We start from the raw sequence: 17,574 nt of genomic DNA, 5'->3' as shown, positions 1-17,574 counted from the left end.
GTCCGCCGCCCTGCCCTCCGACAGGTGCGGCGCGGCGCGGCATGCGCTAGCATCGATGCCATGAATACTACAGTCCCCGTACCCAACCGCCTGCCGATCGGCACCTTCGATGACGTCGAGTTCGACGTCGTCGCCTGGGGTCCGGCGCACGCCGACGTCGACTTCAGCGTCGCCTGCATGTTCGAACACGAACTGGGTGCAGGCATGACGGGTGGACTGCTGGCGCTGGACGAGGCGCTGGGCGGCCAGCTTGCGCGCCTGCGCGCGGCGGGCGCGTTCCGCGCGCAGCCGATGGAGACGCTGCTCGTCACGACACCGCCGCCGGGCGTCGCGGCGCGCGCCGTGCTGGTGATCGGGATGGGCGATCCGGCGACGCTGGACGGCGACGTGTTGCGCCGCGCCTGCCGCGTCGCGCTGCACGAGGCCGTGCGCTTCGGCGCGGTCTCGATGGCGTTCGCCCCCAGCGTGCTGGACGCCGGCCACACCGACAACGCGGCCCTCGCCATGCAGGACGTCATGCTGGACGGAGTGTTTGGCGCCTTGCGGGCCGAACGCATGCTGGCGGACGCCGGGCTGGCCCATGCGCCGGCACTGCGGCACTGCACGTTCGACGTGGGGCCACCGCGCCTGCAAGCAGCCGGGCGCGCGTTCGCGGCGGCGTTTGCGCGGCTGGTGGCCGCGCAGTAACCGCGCGCCGTCAGGCCGCCTGTTGGCCGATCCAGCGGCGGTAGCGCCGCGTCTTGATGGTCGTGTCGAGTTGCTGTTCCAGGAACGCGCGCAGCGGCGTGACGGCCGGATTCGCGCCCCGTCCGCGACTGAGCCTGCGCAGCTGGTGCTTCACCATCGCCATGTGGGCGATCGACGCCAGCACCTTGCTCTTCCACGTGATCGGACGCAGCACGGGCGCGCTGGCCGTCCCCGCTTGCCATTCGCGCGGCAGCGCCGGATTCAACGCGAGCGCCGTGCCGATGCCGACCATGTCGATGCCGCCGTCCAGCACCTGCTCGGCGATCGGCAGCCGGCGGATGCCGCCCGTGACCATGAGCGGCATCGTCGCGACGGACGCGATGTCTTGCGCGAATTCGAGGAAATAAGCTTCGCGCGCCAAGGTGCGTCCGTCGCGCGCCTGTCCCTGCATGGCGGGCGCTTCGTAGCTCCCGCCGGACAGCTCGAGCAGGTCGACGCCCAACGGATTCAGCATGGCCACGACGGCCTTCGCGTCGTCGGCACTGAACCCGCCGCGCTGGAAGTCGGCGGAGTTCAGCTTCACGGACACGCTGAATGCGGCGCCGACACGCGCCCGGACTTCCCGCACGACGTCGAGCAGCAGGCGAGCCCGATTCTCGATCGGACCACCCCAGCGGTCCGTCCGCTTGTTCGTCAGCGGCGACAGGAACTGGCTGATCAGGTAACCGTGCGCGGCATGGACCTGCACACCGTCGAAGCCGAACGTCTGCGCCAGTACGGCGGTCTCCACGAAGCGCCGTTTGACCTCCAGGATCTCGCGCTCCGTCATTTCCTTCGGCGCCGCGAACTGCCTGGAGAAGCGTCCCATGTCGAGCGCCACGGGCGACGGCGCGAACGTGGCTTGGCCCAGCGCGGCGGGCATCTGGCGGCCGGGATGATTTACCTGCATCCAGATCTGCGCGCCGTGGCTTCGCGCCACTTGCGCCCATTGTTCGAAACGCGCGCGGTGCCGCGTCGACTCCAGCACGACGCCGCCCGGCCCCGTCATGGCGCGGCGATCGACCATGACGTTCCCGGTGATCAGCAGCCCGGCACCGCCCTCCGCCCACGTCCGGTACAGACGAATCAACTCGGGCGACGGCGCATGGTCGGCGTCCGCCAGGTTTTCTTCCATCGCGGCCTTGCCGAGGCGGTTCCGCACCTGTGTGCCGTTCGGCAGGATCAACGGGGTGAATGGGCTCATCGGGCACTCCTTCGTATCGATGGATGAGATCCTAAGCTTGAAGTCGACTTGAAGGTCAATAGGGGTCGCGCGGTTTTTTCGCGCCGTTGACATTCAAGTGGACTTTAAGGTTAGAGTGACGGACAACGTCTCCCGTGAACAGCACATGAAAATTGGCGAACTAGCAAAACGCACCGGACTCGCGGCGTCCGCCATCCGGTTTTACGAATCCAAGGGCCTGCTGAAATCGGTCGAACGGCTGTCGAACGGCTACCGCGACTATCCGCCCGAAGCGGCGACGATCCTCGGCATCATCGTCAATGCCCAGCAGACCGGCTTCACGCTCGACGAAATCAAGGGCGTCCTGCCCGCCGATGCTGCCGGCTGGCGCCACGACGAATTGATGGCGACACTTCACCGGAAGCTCGCCGACATCGACGCGATGCAGCAGCGGCTGGCAATGAACAAGGCCCATCTCCTGTCGCTGATCGACCTCATCGAGTCCAAGCCGGACGGCATGGCATGCGGCGACAACGCCGCGCGCGTGATGGATTGCGTGGGGCTGCAAGCGGATGAATGGACCGTGGAGGACCGCTAGCGCCGCAGCGCCAGGTCCGCCACGAGCGCCAGCACCAGCGTGAACGACGTCGCCTTCCAGAACAGCAGCGGGCTGCGCTCGATCAGCGGCGCGCGCCGATGCTCGAGAAAGGCGCCATTCGGATGGTGCAGGTCGTACACGAATTCGGAGACGTCCTCGTAACGCCGGCGCGGATCGATCTGCAACGCGCGGCGCAATGCGGCGTCGACCCAGGCGGGGATGGCCGGATCGTGGTCGCGCGCGGACCGGTACGCGAGCTTGCGCTGCGCCGCGCGCCCGGCCGCGCGCGGGATTTCGACACCGTACGGCAGTTCGCCCGTCAGCATCAGGTAAGTCAGGACCCCGAGCGCGAACACGTCGGAGCGTACCGTTCCGTGCTCGCCCAGGAAGTATTCGGGTGCGGCGTACAGTGCGGCGCCTTGCAGGGTCCAGTCGTCCGCATGCGGTGCCATCTCGACGACGCCGGCCACGCTCACGGAGCCAAAGTCGATGATGCGGGCGTTGCCGTCCGCGTCGATCATGACGTTTTCCGGCCGCACGTCCTGGTGCAGCATGTCGAGACGGTGGAAGGCGCGCAGGCCTTTCGCCACCTGGTCGACGATGCGGCGCACGGCGTCCAGGCCGGGACGCGGCCGGTCGCGCAGCCATTGCGCGAGCGTCACGCCGTCGATGTATTCCGTGGCGACATACACGCAGCTGCGCCGTCGCGCAGGCGCCGGCCGGACGACATGCGGACTGCGCACGCGGCCCATGACCCACTCCTCCATCACGAAGCGTTCCATGTGGGCGCGATCGCCCGCGAGGTCGGTCGACGGAGTCTTGAGGATCACGTGCGCGCCGCTGTCCGGATCGAGCGCCAGGTAGACGTGGCTGCGGCTGCTGCCGTGGACCTCGCGCACGATGCGGTAGCCGTCGAGCTCCGCGCGCGGCTCCAGCTGCGGTGGCAGCGGCAGGCCCGCCATCTGGCGCAGCAGCTCGGACGCTTCGCGCGCCTGCAGCGATTCGATGCGCACGAATTGCACGGTGAGGTTGTCCGGGCTGCCCTTCTCCAGCGCGCGCTCGACGAGCCGGCATGCCGCCGCGTCGAGGTCGGGCGCGCCTTCCAGCGCGGCGTGGACGTCTGCGCCCGTCACGTGCTCGTAGACGCCGTCCGTCGCGAGCATGAACAGGTCGCCGGCTTCGAGGGCGACGGTGCGATAGTCGATGTCGATCCGGTCCTGCACGCCCAGCGCGCGGCTCAGGTAGCTGCGCTCGGGCGACACCCACACGCGGTGGTCCGTCGTCACCTGTTCCAGGCTGGCGCTCTGCGCGCCCACGTGGACCCGGTACAGGCGCGCGTCGCCGACGTGGAACACGTGCGCCGTGTTCGACTTGATGACGAGCGCCGTGAACGTGCAGACGTAACCGCGGTCCTGGTCGTAGCGGTCCTGGCTCTGGCGCGTCTGCGCGTACAGCCAGGCGTTGACGGCGGCGAGCACGCGCTCGGCGGACGTCCTGACCGACCAGGCGTCCGACGTGGCGTAGTAATCCTCGAGGAACGACGCGACCGCGGTGGCGCTGGCGACGTGGCTCACGTCGCTGCTGCCGATGCCGTCCGCCAGCGCGAGCGCCGCGCCCTTCGTCGCACGCAGCGATTCGCGCGGCAGCGCCGCCCCGTGGCAATCCTGGTTCGAGGGCTTGCGGCCCCGGTCCGTGTGCTGGCCGACGGACAGGGTCAGTGGTGTCGACATCAGGCGCCGGTCCGCGCGTTGTGCGCGATCAGTTGAACGAACGCTTCGGCGCCGTCTTCACGTGCGTCGAGTACAAGGTCAGGCCCGTGAACGCGAGGCCGCCGACGAGGTTGCCCAGCACGGTCGGGATCTCGTTCCACAGCAGGTAGTCGACGAACGTGAAGTGCGCGCCCGTCAGGATCCCGAACGGGAACAGGAACATGTTGACGACCGAGTGTTCGAACGCCATCGCGAAGAACAGCATCACGGGCATCCACATGGCGATGACCTTGCCGCCGACGGTGGTCGAGATCATGGCGCCCACGACGCCCGTCGACACCATCCAGTTGCACAGCATGCCGCGGATGAACAGCGTGACCATGCCTGCAAAACCGTATTCCGCATAGCCGAGCGTGCGCTTTTCGCCGATCGTGCCGATCGTCTTCGCCAGCACGCCACCGTCCGTGTGGAAGCCGAACGTGAAGATGTACGCCATCAGCACGGCGACCGTGAGCGCGCCGAGGAAGTTACCCGTGAAGACGATGCCCCAGTGCTTGATCACGCGCGGCAAGGTGACGCCTGGACGCTTGTCGATCAGCGCGAGCGGCGTGAGGACGAACACGCCAGTCAGCAGGTCGAAGCCGAGCAGGTACAGCATGCAGAAGCCCACCGGGAACAGCAGCGCGCCGATCAGCGGCACGCCAGTGGCGACCGAGCAGCTTACGGCGAACACCGCCGACAAGGCGAGGATGGCGCCGGCCATGTAGGCGCGGATCAGCGCGTCGCGCGTGGACATATAGATCTTGGACTCGCCCGCGTCGACCATCTTGGTCACGAATTCTGAAGGCACCAGGTACGCCATGAAACTTCTCCCTCGGGGCCGCTCTGGGCGGCATTGATTGAACGATGATCCGGCGTCGGTTGCGCCGTCATAGGGAGTGACGCAAGAAGCGGGCCTGATGAGAAATGAGGTGGCGGCCCGGCGCAGGCAGACCCGCAGCGCACCGTCGGCGTGCTCCTGCCGCGTGCTGGTGCACGGCTGCACCAGATCGGCAACGACTGTCACCCGTCATGCACGCGAACGGCGCACGCGCGCCGACACGGCGCCTTTCCCGTGCGCGCTGCACGAAAACGGGACGGGCCGGCGTGCGTCTCAGGCGCCGAACCAGGTGTGCATTGCCCCGAGCAGGCCTTGCGCCCCGCCGTCACCGGCCCACGCGACGTACCCGTCGGGCCGGACCAGGACCGCGTCCGGCAACGGGACGGCGCCGATGACGGGAAGCTCGCACGTCCCGGCGAACGTCGCGGCGATCCGCTGGACGCGGTCGCCGGCCACGCCGGCCATCCCGGTGAAGTCGAGCAGCACGGGTCGCGCTTCGCGCAGCAGCGCGTAGACGCGGGTCGGGCCGCCCGCCGTCACGATGTCCAGGTCGGGCATGCGCCTGCCGACGAGCGGATGGTCCGCGCCGGGGGCGTAGGCGATATCGAGGCCCGCGATCATGGCGCCGAAGCGCTTGCGCGGTTCGTCCATCTCGAGCATCTCCGCGACGAATTCGCCCAGCACCGGTGTGCGATCGTCCGGGCGGCGCAGGACGCCCTGCGCGATGGTATTGCGCAGCACGCGCGCCGCGGCGGGATGACGCTCGGACTGGTAAGTATCGAGCAGCGCTACGGGCGAGACGCCCTTGACGACCTGCGCCAGCTTCCAGCCCAGATTGACGGCATCCTGCACGCCGAGGTTCAAGCCCTGCCCGCCCAGCGGCGGGTGGATGTGCGCGGCGTCGCCGGCCAGCAGGACGCGCCCCTTGCGATAAGCGTCCGCCTGGCGCGTCGCGTCGGAGAAGCGCGACAGCCACGTGGGCGCGTGGACCCCGAAATCGGTGCCGTAGATGGACGTCAAGGCCGCCGCGAGTTCGCCCAGGGTCGGCTCGCCGGCCGCGCGCGGATCGCGTCCCGCCAGCACGACGCCGACCGTTTCGCCATCCTCCATCAGCGACATCGCGTGGCGGCCGGATGCGTCCTCGTGGAAGCCGAGCACGGGCTTCTCCGTCATCCTGACCTCCGCGATGATCCAGCTCGTGGACGCATCCCAGCCGGGGAAGCCGATGCCGGCCAGCTTGCGCACGGTGCTGCGGCCACCGTCGCAGCCGACGAGCCAGGCGGCGCGCAACGTGTCGCCCTGCGTCGTCGTGACGTCGACACCGTCCGCGCCGCACGCGATGCCGGCGACTTCGCGGTCGCGATAGATGCGCACGTCCAGTTCGTCGGCCCATGCGACCAGCAGCCGTTCGGTCTTTTCCTGCGCCAGCGCGAGCAGGTAGTTGTGCCGGGTCGGGAAATCGCCGATGTCGAGCGGGACGTGGAAGCTGACGCGGGGATGGGTCTTGCCCGCGGCGAGGAAGCGGTCGACGATGCCGCGCTGGTCAAGCACTTCGAGCGTGCGCGCGTGCAGGCCGCCCGCGCGGCCGCCCACGCGCGCCTGCGCCGGCTTGCGCTCGACGATGGCGGCGTCCACGCCCGCGAGGGCCAGTTCGGCGGCCAGCATCAGGCCCGTGGGGCCGGCGCCGGCAATCAGCACTTCATGTTCCAATGTCCGCATTGACGCCTCCTGTTCGGCCTCGACATCCTGCACACATCCCATCGCATCCCTAGCGCGAGCGGGGCGGCTCGCGCTTGATCGAACACGTCAGCGACAGGCCATACCGATCCTGTTTGAAGACCTTGCCCCCGCTGATGAAGACGGGCGTGCCATGGTCGAGGCGCAGGCGTGCGTTCGCCAGCAGGTTGTCGATCACGGCGTGCTCCAACCGCAGCGGTCCCGACAAATCCTCCTTCATCAGGATGTGGGCCTCGACGTCTTCCTCGTCGGGCTTGCCGTCGCATCCGCCGCCGGACTTTGGCCTGCGATGTTGGAGGATCGTCTTGACTACCCCCGGCACCGTTCCATACGGCGAGAACTGGTCGGCCATCTTACCGCGCCACACGAACAACTGGTCTTTGCCCTTGACGAACATCTCCGCCCGGTAGACGTACATGTCTTCGAGCGCGGCGCCCCGGTCCACGTCGGCGAAGTACGACTGTGCACCGACCTGCAGATATTTTTCGATATGTGCGATGAAATCGGCGCTGGGATTGGCGAGCCGCTGTAACGGCGGCATCTCGAACGCACCGCCCAGCGCAGCCTCGACACACGCGTCGGGCATAGCCGGGTGACGGCGGAAATAGTCTTCGACGACCTTCCGCAAGCGGGTGCAGGCGGGGTCGTTCGGCACGTCGGTGCTGTCGACCTGCCAGCGTCCGGGCCGGGCCGACGCGCCGCCGTGCAGCACGAACATCAGTACACCGATCACGGCGGCATGGCGCTTGCGCATGGCGCGAGTCTCCTTCGGACGGTTTGGTTGGGCGCGTGGCCCGCGACGATCATGCCAGACCGAGCAAGATGTCCGCAAGGGCCGCCGGCGCCAAACGCGGCACGTCGTGCGCGCAGTCGACGAGGTGGGTGCGCCACGCGGGATCGGCGCGCAGGCGCTCGTGTGCCGCAATGAACGGGCTGCCTTCCCAGCCGGTCGCGGCGACGTGGGCCTTCGTGCGCACGGCGCGCCACGCGCCTGTCAGCCGGATCGCCTGCAGGAACGTGCCGACCGGATGCGGGCGGCAGCGCGGGTCGAGGTGGGACGGTGGTGGGCAGGTGAGCCCATCGCCCGCCGCGCCGGCGAGGAACACGTCGCGGTAGCGCTGGTTCGCGAGCGACCATACGGAATCGCCGTCGGCCGGCACGAATGCGTCCACGAACGCGAGCGCGGCCACGCGCGCACGTCGTGGCCCGCCTCCGTCAACGGACGCGCGACCGCATCGAACGCCCAGCCGCCGTGCCAGCCGCCCGGCACCAGGATGTATGTCGCCATCGGTGTACTCCTGCTGTCTGCGTCGGCCGTCAGGATACACCGAAAAAAACGGCGCGCCGCCCGAGGGCAAGCGCGCCGTTGGCAGCGGCAGGACGACACCGCCGTGCCGCCTTGCCCCGTCCGGAAAATCGGAAGTGGATCAGAAGTGGTATTCGGCCTTCACCATCGGCGTGCTGGCCGAGGCGCCCGGCACGTGCTTGCTGTCGTTGCCGAACTTGTTGTGCCAGTACTGGTAAGCGACGCCGGCACGGAAGGTCTTGGCCTTGGCGCCCATCAGCGGGCCCAGGTCGTACATCAGCTGCATGTCGATGTTCGTCTCCGGCGCCGTCTGGTTGCCGAATTCGTCCTTGCCCTTCGATGCGATCCAGTTCGCGAAGCCTTCCCACGACAGGCCCGTCGTCCCGATCGGGAACGCCCACACGGCGCCCAGCATCGGGTGCGTGTCGTAGCGGTAGCGCGGCGTGGAGACGCCCGTGAACTGGTTCGTCGGCGCGTTGCTTTCCCACAGGCCGTACACGCCCACGTTCAACAGGCCCGGCACCTTGAAGGCGAGCGTCGGGCCGACGACCAGCATGCGCTTCTTCGAGTTGTAGCCCGCGTCGTCCTTCGTATTGACGTCGAAGCCGAAGGTCATGCCGACGTCGCTCACGGGGCCGTACGCGAATTCCTTGCCGCTCACCTTGCCCAGCGAGACCGTGTTGCGGTACACGAGGTAGAACTCCTGCGCACCCGAGCTGGCGCCGGGGGCCGACGGGTCGGATTTGTTCGACAGCAGGACGTCCAGGTTGAAGAAGTTCGTGCCGTAGGCATAACCGCTCACGTGGTTGATGTCGATGATGTCTTTATGGATCTCGTCGGTGTTGAACGGCTCGCGGAAGCGGCTGCCGGTGCGGTAGCCGATCGACGTGTCGCTCCATTCCGCGGCCTGGACGGACGTTGCCGCGCACGCGCACAGCGCCATGGTCAGGACGGTTTTTTTCATGCTTTGCTCCCTTGGACGATAGTTGGGTGGTTGCTGGTGGCGCCTGCGTCCCCATGGCTTTCTACCGGGATGTCGCGGGTACCGTTGAAGAAGAGATTCAATGCGACGGCCGCCACGGCGGTCAGCAGGATGCCCGACTCCAGCAACGCATGCAGGCTGTGGGTCATCTGCTGCGCCCAGCGCGGCGCCACCAGCGGGATCAGGCCGAAGCCGATCGACAGGGCGACAATATACAGGTTGTAGCGGTTGTTTCGGAAGTCCACACGCGTCAGGATGCGGATGCCTGCCGCGGCAACCATACCGAACATCACGAGGCCGGCGCCGCCCAGCACGAATTGAGGAATCGCCTCCACGAGCGCCGCCATCTTCGGCAGCATGCCCAGCACGATCATGATGCAGCCCCCGGCCACGCACACCCAGCGGCTCTTCACGCCCGTCACGGCGACGAGGCCGACGTTCTGCGAAAAACTCGTGTGCGGGAAGGTGTTCAACAGGCCGCCAAGCAGCGTGCCCAGGCCGTCCGTGCGCAAGCCCGCCGCGAGCTGCTTGCGGTCGAGGTCCTTGCCCGTCAGCTCGGACAGCGCGAGGAACATGCCGGCCGACTCGATCATCACGACGATCATGACGACGGCGAACGTGACGATCATGACGAGGTCGAACGTGGGCGCGCCGAACGCCAGCGGCGTCACGAGCTGGAACCATGCGGCCTTGCCGACCTTGTCGAAGTTCATTTCACCGAACGCGAACGTGACTACGCAGCCGGCCACGATGCCCAGCAGGACGGAGATGTTCGCGAGGAAGCCGCGACAGAATCGCACGAGGCACAGCACGACGACGAGCACGAACGCGGCGATGCCGAGGTGATCGAGCGCGCCGTAGTTCGGGTTCGGCGTCATCGGCACGGGGCCGGCCAGCTTCAGTGCCGGTGCTGCTGCTCCCGGCGGCAGCGCGGCCGCGGCCTGGGCTGCGCTGGCGCGCGCCGCGTCGACCATCGCGGCCAGCTTGACCGTGTCGACGCTCTGCGCCGTGTTGTCCGGACCGCCCATGGCCCAGCCCACGCCCACGCGCATCAACGTCACGCCGATGATCAGGATGATGGTGCCCGTGACGACGGGCGGAAAATAGCGCAGCAGGCGGCTCATCAAAGGTGCGATCAGCAGCGCGACGGCGCCCGCGCCGATGCCGGCGCCGAAGATCGCGCGTGCTCCGTCCACGCCGGGCACGGCGTTCGCGATGGCGACCATCGGGCCGACGGCCGCGAACGTCACGCCCATCATCACGGGCAGGCGGATGCCGAACCAGGAGGTGAGGCCAAGGGATTGGATCAGTGTCACGATGCCGCAGCAGAACAGGTCGGCCGAGATCAGCATGCTGACCTGTTCAGGGGGCAGTTTGAGGGCGCGTCCCACGATGAGCGGGACGGCGATGGCGCCGGCGTACATGACGAGGACGTGTTGCAGCCCGAGCGCGCCGAGGCGTGCGAGGGGCAACCGTTCGTCCACCGGGTGGCGGGACGGCTGGTTCATGCTGAGTCTCCTGATATGTTTTTATGAACTGCGTGTACTGCGGTACTGCGTTCGAAACAAAAGAAGCATGCCGCCCGCCACATGCCGGCCGCGTGGGCCGGGGCGCGAGCGTGTCCGACGGCCACCGTGCGGGCCGCCGGACAGGGTACAACGGGTCAGTTGGTCGGGGCGCCCTCTTCGTACCAGCGCTTGATGAGGTTGCGCTCGTCGGGCGTGATCTGCGTGGCGTTATTCAGCGGCATCAGCTTGAGCACGACGGCCTGCTGGTACATCTGCTGGGCGTGGCGCTTGATCGACTCGGGCGAATCGAACGAGATGCCCTTGCTCGCCATCGCGGCCGAGTGGCACATCGAGCAGCGCTGGGCCACGACGCCTTTCACCTGGTCGAAGCTGACGTTCTGCGCGGTGGCGCCGGCCGCGGCCGCACTGTTGGCGGGCGCGCTGGCGGGGGCGGGGGCGGCGGACGCGATCGCCGGCGCCTCGATCTCGGGTTTCGGGACGAGGTACACGATGAGACCCATCAGGGCGGCGACGCCGAACCCCGCATATTCCCACGGCACTCGCTTGCCATGCACCATGGCCTTGTGGCGCGCGACGAAGCTCTGGCGGATCAGGGCGCCCGTCAGCATCATGAGGACCAGCACGACCCAGTTATTGTCGCCGGAGTACAGCCAGCCGTAGTGGTTCGACAGCATGGCGAACAGCACGGGCAACGTGAAGTAGGTGTTGTGGACGCTGCGCTGCTTGGCGCGCCAGCCGTAGATCGGGTCGACCGGCTGGCCGGCCTTCAGCTGGGCGACCACCTTGCGCTGGCCCGGGATGATCCAGAAGAACACGTTGGCGCTCATCGACGTCGCGAGCATCGCGCCCACCAGCAGGAAGGCGGCGCGGCCTGCGTACAGCTGGCACGCGAGCCAGGCGGCGAAGACGACGAACACGAAGATGATGCCGCCGACGATGGCGTCACCGTTCTTCTTGCGGCCGAACGTGCGGCAGATGGTGTCGTACACGAGCCAGAACGCGACGAGGAAGCCGAGCGCCGTGCCGACGGCGGCGCCCGGTGTCCAGTCGTGCACCTGCTTGTCGACCATGAAGGTGCCGGCATTGAACAGGTATAGCACGGTGAACAGGCCGAAGCCAGACAGCCACGTGGCGTAGCTCTCCCAATAGAACCAGTGCAGGCCTTCGGGCATGGACTTCGGCGCCACGAGGTATTTTTGCGGGTGGTAGAAGCCGCCGCCGTGGACGGCCCACAGTTCGCCGTCGACGCCCTTCTCCACGAGATCGGGAGACGTGGGCTTGGTCAGCGAATTGTCGAGGAAGACGAAGTAGAACGAAGCGCCGATCCAGGCGATCGCCGTGATGACGTGGGTCCAGCGCAACAGCAGGTTGGCCCAGTCGAGCAGATAGGATTCCATAGAGCCTCTAAGACAAAGGAAGCATGGCGCGAACGGCACTCCATACTGTCCCATCACCACAGCGGGCTCTGTGAGGGGCAAATCATCGCAACCACCAGCGCCGGGTTCGACCCCGATACCGATGTGCTCCGCGGCGACATCTACAACTGTATACGATCTTTCCGAAAATGGGAAAGATTTTTATGACAAGAACAAGAACTGGTGCTTACGAGCCACGGTAGGTCGAATATGCCCACGGGCTGACGAGCAGCGGCACGTGGTAGTGGCCGTTCGCATCGGCAATACCGAACTCGAGCGGCACGTCGTCGAGGAACGCGGGCTCCGGCAAGGTGACGCCCTTCTCGCGGAAGTAGGCGGCCACGGCGAACGTCAAACGATAGCGGCCGGAGGCCATCGTTTCCGCATTCAGCAGCGGGCCGCCGTCGTTGCGGCCGTCGCTATTCAAGGTGAGCGTCTTGATCGTGCGCGCGCCGCCGTTGCCGTCGAGCGCTTCGAGCGTCACGCGCATGCCGGCCGCCGGGCAGCCGTTCATCGTATCGAGCACGTGGGTGCTGAGGTGTCCCATCTGTTTTCCTTTCACGGTTGAGAAATTGCATACACTTTGTGTTTTCTTTTTTTGGAAAAGTGTATACACTCCAAGCACGATGTCAATCACTTATTGTGTGAACGCCCCATGAGCCGAGCCCGTACTCCCCTGCAGATCGTCCCGCTGACCAGCGCTGCCAAGAACCATGATACGCCCGGCGCCGCGCCGGCCGGCAGCGCCACGCAGCGCATCGTCGACGCCATCACGACCGCGATCGCGGAACGCCGCCTGATGCCAGGCACGAAACTGTCCGAGCAGAAGATCGGCGACATCTTCAAGGTGTCGCGCACCGTCGTACGGCAGGCGTTCAACCAGCTGTCGCGCGACCGCCTCGTCGTGCTGGAACCGGCGCGAGGCGCGTTCGTCGCCACGCCCACGGCCGAGGAAGCGAACGACGTGTTCGAAGTGCGGGCGATCCTGGAGACGGCCGTGACGAAACAGTTGTGCGCGACGATCACCGACGCGCAAGTCAGGCAGTTACGCGACCACCTCGAGCTGGAACGCGCCGCCGTCAACAACGCCGAAGTGCCGGGGCGCACCCGTTTGCTGGGCGACTTCCACCTCGTGCTGGCGCAGATGCTCGGCAATCAGGTACTCGTGCAGATGCTGTCGGAGCTCCTGACGCGCTCCTCGCTGATCGCGCTGATGCGCCAGTCGTCGCAGTCGGCCGAAGAATCGCTGGACGAGCACGTGGCCATCGTCGACGCCTTCGAAAAGCGCGACGTCAAGACAGCCGTGCGCCTCGTCTCGAAACACCTGGCCAACGTGCAGCACAACCTGCACCTCGATCCGCAGCGCGTCGACCTGGCCGACATCCTCCACCCGTGAACAAAGACAAAGCCATCATGACCCAGCACTATCCACGCGATCTCGCCGGCTATGGCCGGGAGCAACCGTACGCCGACTGGCCGGGCCGCGCCCGCGTCGCCGTGCAGTTCGTCCTGAACTATGAAGAAGGCGGCGAGAACAGCGTGCTGCACGGCGACGCCGGCAGCGAGCAATTCCTGTCCGAGATGTTCAGCCCACCCGCTTTCCCGACGCGCCACCTATCGATGGAAAGCATCTACGAATACGGCTCGCGCGTGGGCGTGTGGCGCATCCTGCGCGAATTCGAGAAGCGTGGCCTGCCGCTGACGATCTTCGGCGTCGGCATGGCGCTGGAACGCTCGCCCGACGTGACGGCGGCATTCAAGGAACTGGGCCACGAGATCGCCTGTCACGGCCACCGGTGGATCAGCTACCAGAACGTCGACGAGGCGACCGAGCGCGCCGACATGGCGCGCGGCATGGAAGCGATCGAACGCATGACGGGCGAACGGGCGCTGGGCTGGTACACGGGCCGCGACAGCCCGAACACGCGCCGTCTCGTGGCCGACTACGGCGGCTTCGAATACGACAGCGACTACTACGGCGACGACCTGCCGTTCTGGCTCAAGGTGCGCAAGACGGACGGCACGCAGGCGCCGCAACTGGTCGTGCCGTACACCCTGGACGCGAACGACATGCGGTTCGCCCTGCCGCAGGGCTTCTCGCACGGCGACCCGTTCCTCGCGTACCTGCGCGACGCGTTCGACGTGCACTACCAGGAAGGCGGCGACCGTCCATCGATCATGAGCATCGGCATGCACTGCCGCCTGCTGGGCCGCCCGGGGCGCTTCCGCGCACTGCAGCGCTTCCTGGACTATATCGAACAGCACGACCGCGTGTGGGTCGCGCGCCGCGTCGACATCGCGCGGCACTGGAAGACCGTGCATCCCTACAACCCCGACACCGCATTCGCGTGGGAGTAAACAAGACATGCTGACTTTGGAGACACTCAACGCCGCCGACGAGGCGGGCTTCACCGCCCTTCTGGACGGCGTGTACGAACACTCGCCGTGGATCGCAACCCGTGCGTGGGCCAAGCGCCCGTTCGCCACCTTGGCGCAACTGAAACGCGGCCTCGTGGAAGCCGTGCGCGCCGCATCGCGCGACGAACAACTGGGCCTGATCCTTGCCCACCCGGAGCTCGCGGGCAAGGCGATGGTCGCGAAATCGCTGACGGCGGAATCGACGAATGAACAGAACAAGGCCGGCCTGACGAATTGCACCCCGGACGAATTCGCGACCATCCAGAAGCTGAACGCCGACTACAACGCGACGTTCGGCTTCCCGTTCATCCTCGCCGTGCGCGGCCCGCGCGGCCTGGGCCTGCCGAAGGCGGAGATCATCGCCACGTTCGCGCGCCGCCTCGCGAACGGCCCGGACTTCGAATTCGCGGAAGCCCTGCGCAACATCCACCGCATCGCCGAGATCCGCCTGGACGACAAGTTCGGCCAGGAGCCCGTGCTCGGCAACCTCGTGTGGGATTGGCACGAGCAGCTGGCTGTCCACAGCGAAGGGGCGTACGCCGAGCGCGGCGAACTGTGCGTCACGTACCTGACGGACGCGCACCGCGCGGCGGCCGCGCGGCTCGCACGATGGATGCGCGAGGACTGCGGCTTCGACGACGTCACCATCGACGCCGTCGGCAACGTGGTCGGCATCTATCACGGCGCCGACCCTTCCGCGAAACGCCTGCTGACCGGCTCACACTACGACACCGTGCGCAACGGCGGCAAGTACGACGGCCGCCTGGGCATCCTCGTGCCGATGGCCTGCGTGCGCGAACTGCACCGCCAGGGCAAGCGCCTCGCCTACGGCATCGAAGTCGTCGGCTTCGCGGAAGAGGAAGGCCAGCGCTACAAAGCGGTGTTCCTCGGATCGGGCGCCCTGTGCGGCGGATTCGACACGACCTGGCTCGACCAGAAGGACGCGGACGGCATCACGATGCGCGCCGCGATGGCGAACGCCGGCCTGAACGTGGACGACATCGCGGCGCTGAAGCGCGACCCATCGAAATACCTCGGCTTCGTCGAGACGCACATCGAGCAGGGCCCCGTGCTGAACGACCTCGACCTGCCGCTGGGTGTCGTCACGTCGATCAACGGCAGCGTGCGTTTCGTCGGCGAGATCGTCGGCGTCGCGAGCCACGCAGGTACGACGCCGATGACGATGCGCCGCGACGCCGCGGCAGCGGCCGCGGAACTCGTGCTGTTCGCGGAACGGCGCGGCGGCGCCGTGCCCGACCTCGTCGCCACCGTCGGCATGCTGGAGGTGCCGAACGGTTCCATCAACGTCGTGCCGGGCCGCTGCCGCTTTTCGCTGGACGTCCGTGCCACGGCGAACGAAGTGCGCGACGCGGCGGCCGCCGACATCCAGGCCGAGCTCGCGGCGATCTGCGCGCGCCGCGGCCTTCAGTTCTCGCTCGAAGAGACGATGCGCGCCGCCGCCGCACCCTGCGCGACCGAATGGCGCCAGCGCTGGGAACGCGCCGTGGAAACGCTGGGTCTTCCGGTGTTCCGCATGCCCAGCGGCGCCGGCCACGACGCCATGAAGATCCACGACATCCTGCCGCAGGCGATGCTGTTCCTGCGCGGGCTGAACGCGGGCATCAGCCACAACCCGCTCGAATCCATCACCAATGATGACGCCGACCTGTGCGTCCGCGCTTTCCAGACTCTTCTCGACCAACTCGCCACGGAATCCTGACATGACCACGACCTCTCACAACAATACCGCCGCTCCTTACGAGGCGCTCGACGCCTGGATCGACACCCATTTCGACGAGGAAGTGCGCTTCCTGCAGGAGCTCGTGCGCGTGCCGACCGACACCCCGCCGGGCAACAACGCGCCGCACGCGGAGCGCGCCGCCGACCTGCTGCAGGCATTCGGCTTCGAAGCCGAGAAGCACGCGGTGCCCGCGCCGACCGTGCACGCTGCAGGTCTGGAGACGATCACGAACCTCGTCGTGCGCCGCAAGTACGGCCCGGGCCGCACCGTGGCACTGAACGCCCACGGCGACGTCGTGCCCCCGGGCGAAGGCTGGACGCACGATCCGTACGGCGGCGAGGTCGAAGACGGCAAGTTGTTCGGCCGCGCGGCCGCCGTCAGCAAATGCGACTTCGCCACGTTCACGTTCGCCACGCGCGCGCTGGAAGCGCTGGGCGCCCCGCTGAAGGGCGGCGTCGAACTGTACTTCACGTACGACGAGGAATTCGGCGGCGAGCTCGGTCCGGGCTGGCTGCTGCAGCAAGGCCTCGTCAAGCCGGACCTCTTGATCGCGGCGGGCTTCAGCTACCAGGTCATCACGGCGCACAACGGCTGCCTGCAGATGGAAGTGACGGTCAACGGCAAGATGGGCCACGCGGCCGTGCCGGAGACCGGTGTCGACGCGCTGCAGGCCGCGACCCGCATCCTCGTCGCGCTGTACGACCAGAACACGCAGTACAAGCAGGTCAAGAGCCAGGTGAAGGGCATCAACCACCCGTACCTGAACGTCGGTCTGATCGAAGGTGGCACGAACACGAACGTCGTGCCGGGCAAGGTCGTGCTGAAGCTCGACCGCCGCATGATCCCGGAAGAGAATCCGGCGGAAGTGGAGGCGACGATCCGCAAGGTGATCCAGGACGCCGCCGCCGGCCAGCCAGGCATCACCGTCGAGATCAAGCGCATGCTGCTGGCGAACGCGCTGCAACCGCTGGACGGCAACCGGCCGCTGGTCGATGCGCTGTCTCGTCACGCGACCAGCGTGTTCGGTGAAGAGATCGGCGCGGCCGGCACGCCGCTGTACACGGACGCGCGCCTGTTCGGCGAAGCTGGTGTCCCGGCCGTGCTGTACGGCTGTGGCCCGCGCACGGTCGGCGAAAGCAACGCCAAGCGCGCGGACGAGCACATCGACCTGGAAGACCTGCGCCGCGCGACGAAGGTCGTTGCACGCGCCCTGTTCGATCTGCTCGATTGACCTTTTCATCCGGTCGGTACGCACTATCGTAGGGTGGGCAGTTGAGGCCGGGGGCCTCAAATGAAACGTGCCCACGCGTGACGTCTGCGGTTTGCTGGCGTTCGCGTGGGCACGGGGTG

At 67.3% G+C, this 17,574-nt stretch carries 16 protein-coding genes; 6 read left to right on the top strand and 10 right to left on the bottom strand.

Annotation, left to right across the window (positions count from 1 at the left end; translation table 11 throughout):
* The first annotated feature begins 60 nt into the window (after positions 1-60).
* A complete protein-coding gene (locus NX784_RS15930) occupies positions 61-687 on the top strand; it encodes a M17 family peptidase N-terminal domain-containing protein (RefSeq protein WP_258817668.1) in 627 nt (208 codons plus the stop codon).
* Positions 688-697: 10 nt separating this feature from the next.
* Here the strand turns inward: NX784_RS15930 and NX784_RS15925 are convergent, their stop codons facing one another.
* Positions 698-1,930 carry an NADH:flavin oxidoreductase/NADH oxidase family protein gene (locus NX784_RS15925; protein WP_258817667.1) on the bottom strand — a complete coding sequence of 411 codons (1,233 nt, stop codon included), beginning with the start codon at positions 1,928-1,930 and terminating at the stop codon, positions 698-700.
* A gap of 115 nt (positions 1,931-2,045) precedes the next feature.
* On the opposite strand from NX784_RS15925, the gene NX784_RS15920 reads away from it, so the two are divergent.
* Positions 2,046-2,507: a MerR family transcriptional regulator gene (locus NX784_RS15920; RefSeq protein ID WP_258817666.1), complete on the top strand. Its 462-nt coding sequence runs from the start codon at positions 2,046-2,048 to the stop codon at positions 2,505-2,507.
* Here the strand turns inward: NX784_RS15920 and NX784_RS15915 are convergent.
* The 9 genes from NX784_RS15915 to uraH all read right to left on the bottom strand — a co-directional run bounded on the left by NX784_RS15915 (position 2,504) and on the right by uraH (position 12,612).
* On the bottom strand, positions 2,504-4,237 hold the full coding sequence (locus tag NX784_RS15915; RefSeq protein ID WP_258817665.1) for a bifunctional protein-serine/threonine kinase/phosphatase: 1,734 nt from the start codon (positions 4,235-4,237) through the stop codon (positions 2,504-2,506). The genes NX784_RS15920 and NX784_RS15915 overlap by 4 nt on opposite strands.
* A gap of 28 nt (positions 4,238-4,265) precedes the next feature.
* The gene (locus tag NX784_RS15910) at positions 4,266-5,078 is read right to left on the bottom strand and encodes a formate/nitrite transporter family protein (RefSeq protein ID WP_258817664.1); all 813 of its coding nucleotides are present in this window, start codon (positions 5,076-5,078) and stop codon (positions 4,266-4,268) included.
* A gap of 291 nt (positions 5,079-5,369) precedes the next feature.
* The gene (locus NX784_RS15905) at positions 5,370-6,815 is read right to left on the bottom strand and encodes an FAD-dependent monooxygenase (RefSeq protein WP_258817663.1); all 1,446 of its coding nucleotides are present in this window, start codon (positions 6,813-6,815) and stop codon (positions 5,370-5,372) included.
* A gap of 49 nt (positions 6,816-6,864) precedes the next feature.
* Positions 6,865-7,587 carry a hypothetical protein gene (locus NX784_RS15900; protein ID WP_258817662.1) on the bottom strand — a complete coding sequence of 241 codons (723 nt, stop codon included), beginning with the start codon at positions 7,585-7,587 and terminating at the stop codon, positions 6,865-6,867.
* Between the two features lie 49 nt (positions 7,588-7,636).
* Positions 7,637-8,023, bottom strand: coding sequence for a hypothetical protein (locus NX784_RS15895; protein ID WP_258817661.1), 387 nt, complete (start codon positions 8,021-8,023; stop codon positions 7,637-7,639).
* A gap of 237 nt (positions 8,024-8,260) precedes the next feature.
* Positions 8,261-9,103 carry an outer envelope protein gene (locus NX784_RS15890; RefSeq protein ID WP_258817660.1) on the bottom strand — a complete coding sequence of 281 codons (843 nt, stop codon included), beginning with the start codon at positions 9,101-9,103 and terminating at the stop codon, positions 8,261-8,263.
* Positions 9,100-10,629 carry a nucleobase:cation symporter-2 family protein gene (locus NX784_RS15885; protein WP_258817659.1) on the bottom strand — a complete coding sequence of 510 codons (1,530 nt, stop codon included), beginning with the start codon at positions 10,627-10,629 and terminating at the stop codon, positions 9,100-9,102. The genes NX784_RS15890 and NX784_RS15885 overlap by 4 nt, the downstream gene beginning before the upstream one ends.
* A gap of 155 nt (positions 10,630-10,784) precedes the next feature.
* A complete protein-coding gene (locus NX784_RS15880) occupies positions 10,785-12,047 on the bottom strand; it encodes a urate hydroxylase PuuD (RefSeq protein WP_258817658.1) in 1,263 nt (420 codons plus the stop codon).
* 205 nt (positions 12,048-12,252) lie between these two features.
* Complete coding sequence (gene uraH / locus NX784_RS15875; protein WP_258817657.1) at positions 12,253-12,612, bottom strand: hydroxyisourate hydrolase; 360 nt, start codon at positions 12,610-12,612, stop codon at positions 12,253-12,255.
* A gap of 108 nt (positions 12,613-12,720) precedes the next feature.
* On the opposite strand from uraH, the gene NX784_RS15870 reads away from it, so the two are divergent.
* The 4 genes from NX784_RS15870 to NX784_RS15855 are packed head-to-tail and all read left to right on the top strand — an operon-like array spanning position 12,721 to position 17,455.
* A complete protein-coding gene (locus NX784_RS15870) occupies positions 12,721-13,461 on the top strand; it encodes a GntR family transcriptional regulator (RefSeq protein WP_258817656.1) in 741 nt (246 codons plus the stop codon).
* Positions 13,462-13,478: 17 nt separating this feature from the next.
* On the top strand, positions 13,479-14,423 hold the full coding sequence (gene puuE, locus NX784_RS15865) for an allantoinase PuuE (protein WP_258817801.1): 945 nt from the start codon (positions 13,479-13,481) through the stop codon (positions 14,421-14,423).
* 7 nt (positions 14,424-14,430) lie between these two features.
* Positions 14,431-16,203: a 2-oxo-4-hydroxy-4-carboxy-5-ureidoimidazoline decarboxylase gene (gene uraD, locus NX784_RS15860; RefSeq protein WP_258817655.1), complete on the top strand. Its 1,773-nt coding sequence runs from the start codon at positions 14,431-14,433 to the stop codon at positions 16,201-16,203.
* A gap of 1 nt (position 16,204) precedes the next feature.
* Entirely contained in the window at positions 16,205-17,455 is a 1,251-nt protein-coding gene (locus NX784_RS15855; RefSeq protein ID WP_258817654.1) for a M20 family metallopeptidase, read from the top strand.
* Positions 17,456-17,574 lie beyond the last annotated feature (119 nt).

The sequence above is a fragment of the Massilia pinisoli genome (assembly GCF_024753285.1).
GTDB lineage: Bacteria > Pseudomonadota > Gammaproteobacteria > Burkholderiales > Burkholderiaceae_D > Telluria > Telluria pinisoli.
The sequence above is the reverse complement of the archived record's forward strand: the minus strand, read 5'-3'. Positions and strand labels throughout refer to the sequence as shown.

Bases quoted from the DNA above. Each gene is read 5' to 3' on its own strand.
- NX784_RS15890 (WP_258817660.1), bottom strand. From the start codon at position 9,103: ATGAAAAAAACCGTCCTGACCATGGCGCTGTGCGCGTGCGCGGCAACG.
- uraH (WP_258817657.1), bottom strand. From the start codon at position 12,612: ATGGGACACCTCAGCACCCACGTGCTCGATACGATGAACGGCTGCCCG.
- NX784_RS15905 (WP_258817663.1), bottom strand. From the start codon at position 6,815: ATGCGGACATTGGAACATGAAGTGCTGATTGCCGGCGCCGGCCCCACG.
- NX784_RS15915 (WP_258817665.1), bottom strand. From the start codon at position 4,237: ATGTCGACACCACTGACCCTGTCCGTCGGCCAGCACACGGACCGGGGC.
- NX784_RS15930 (WP_258817668.1), top strand. From the start codon at position 61: ATGAATACTACAGTCCCCGTACCCAACCGCCTGCCGATCGGCACCTTC.
- NX784_RS15900 (WP_258817662.1), bottom strand. From the start codon at position 7,587: ATGCGCAAGCGCCATGCCGCCGTGATCGGTGTACTGATGTTCGTGCTG.
- NX784_RS15925 (WP_258817667.1), bottom strand. From the start codon at position 1,930: ATGAGCCCATTCACCCCGTTGATCCTGCCGAACGGCACACAGGTGCGG.
- puuE (WP_258817801.1), top strand. From the start codon at position 13,479: ATGACCCAGCACTATCCACGCGATCTCGCCGGCTATGGCCGGGAGCAA.
- NX784_RS15870 (WP_258817656.1), top strand. From the start codon at position 12,721: ATGAGCCGAGCCCGTACTCCCCTGCAGATCGTCCCGCTGACCAGCGCT.
- NX784_RS15910 (WP_258817664.1), bottom strand. From the start codon at position 5,078: ATGGCGTACCTGGTGCCTTCAGAATTCGTGACCAAGATGGTCGACGCG.
- NX784_RS15880 (WP_258817658.1), bottom strand. From the start codon at position 12,047: ATGGAATCCTATCTGCTCGACTGGGCCAACCTGCTGTTGCGCTGGACC.
- uraD (WP_258817655.1), top strand. From the start codon at position 14,431: ATGCTGACTTTGGAGACACTCAACGCCGCCGACGAGGCGGGCTTCACC.
- NX784_RS15885 (WP_258817659.1), bottom strand. From the start codon at position 10,629: ATGAACCAGCCGTCCCGCCACCCGGTGGACGAACGGTTGCCCCTCGCA.
- NX784_RS15855 (WP_258817654.1), top strand. From the start codon at position 16,205: ATGACCACGACCTCTCACAACAATACCGCCGCTCCTTACGAGGCGCTC.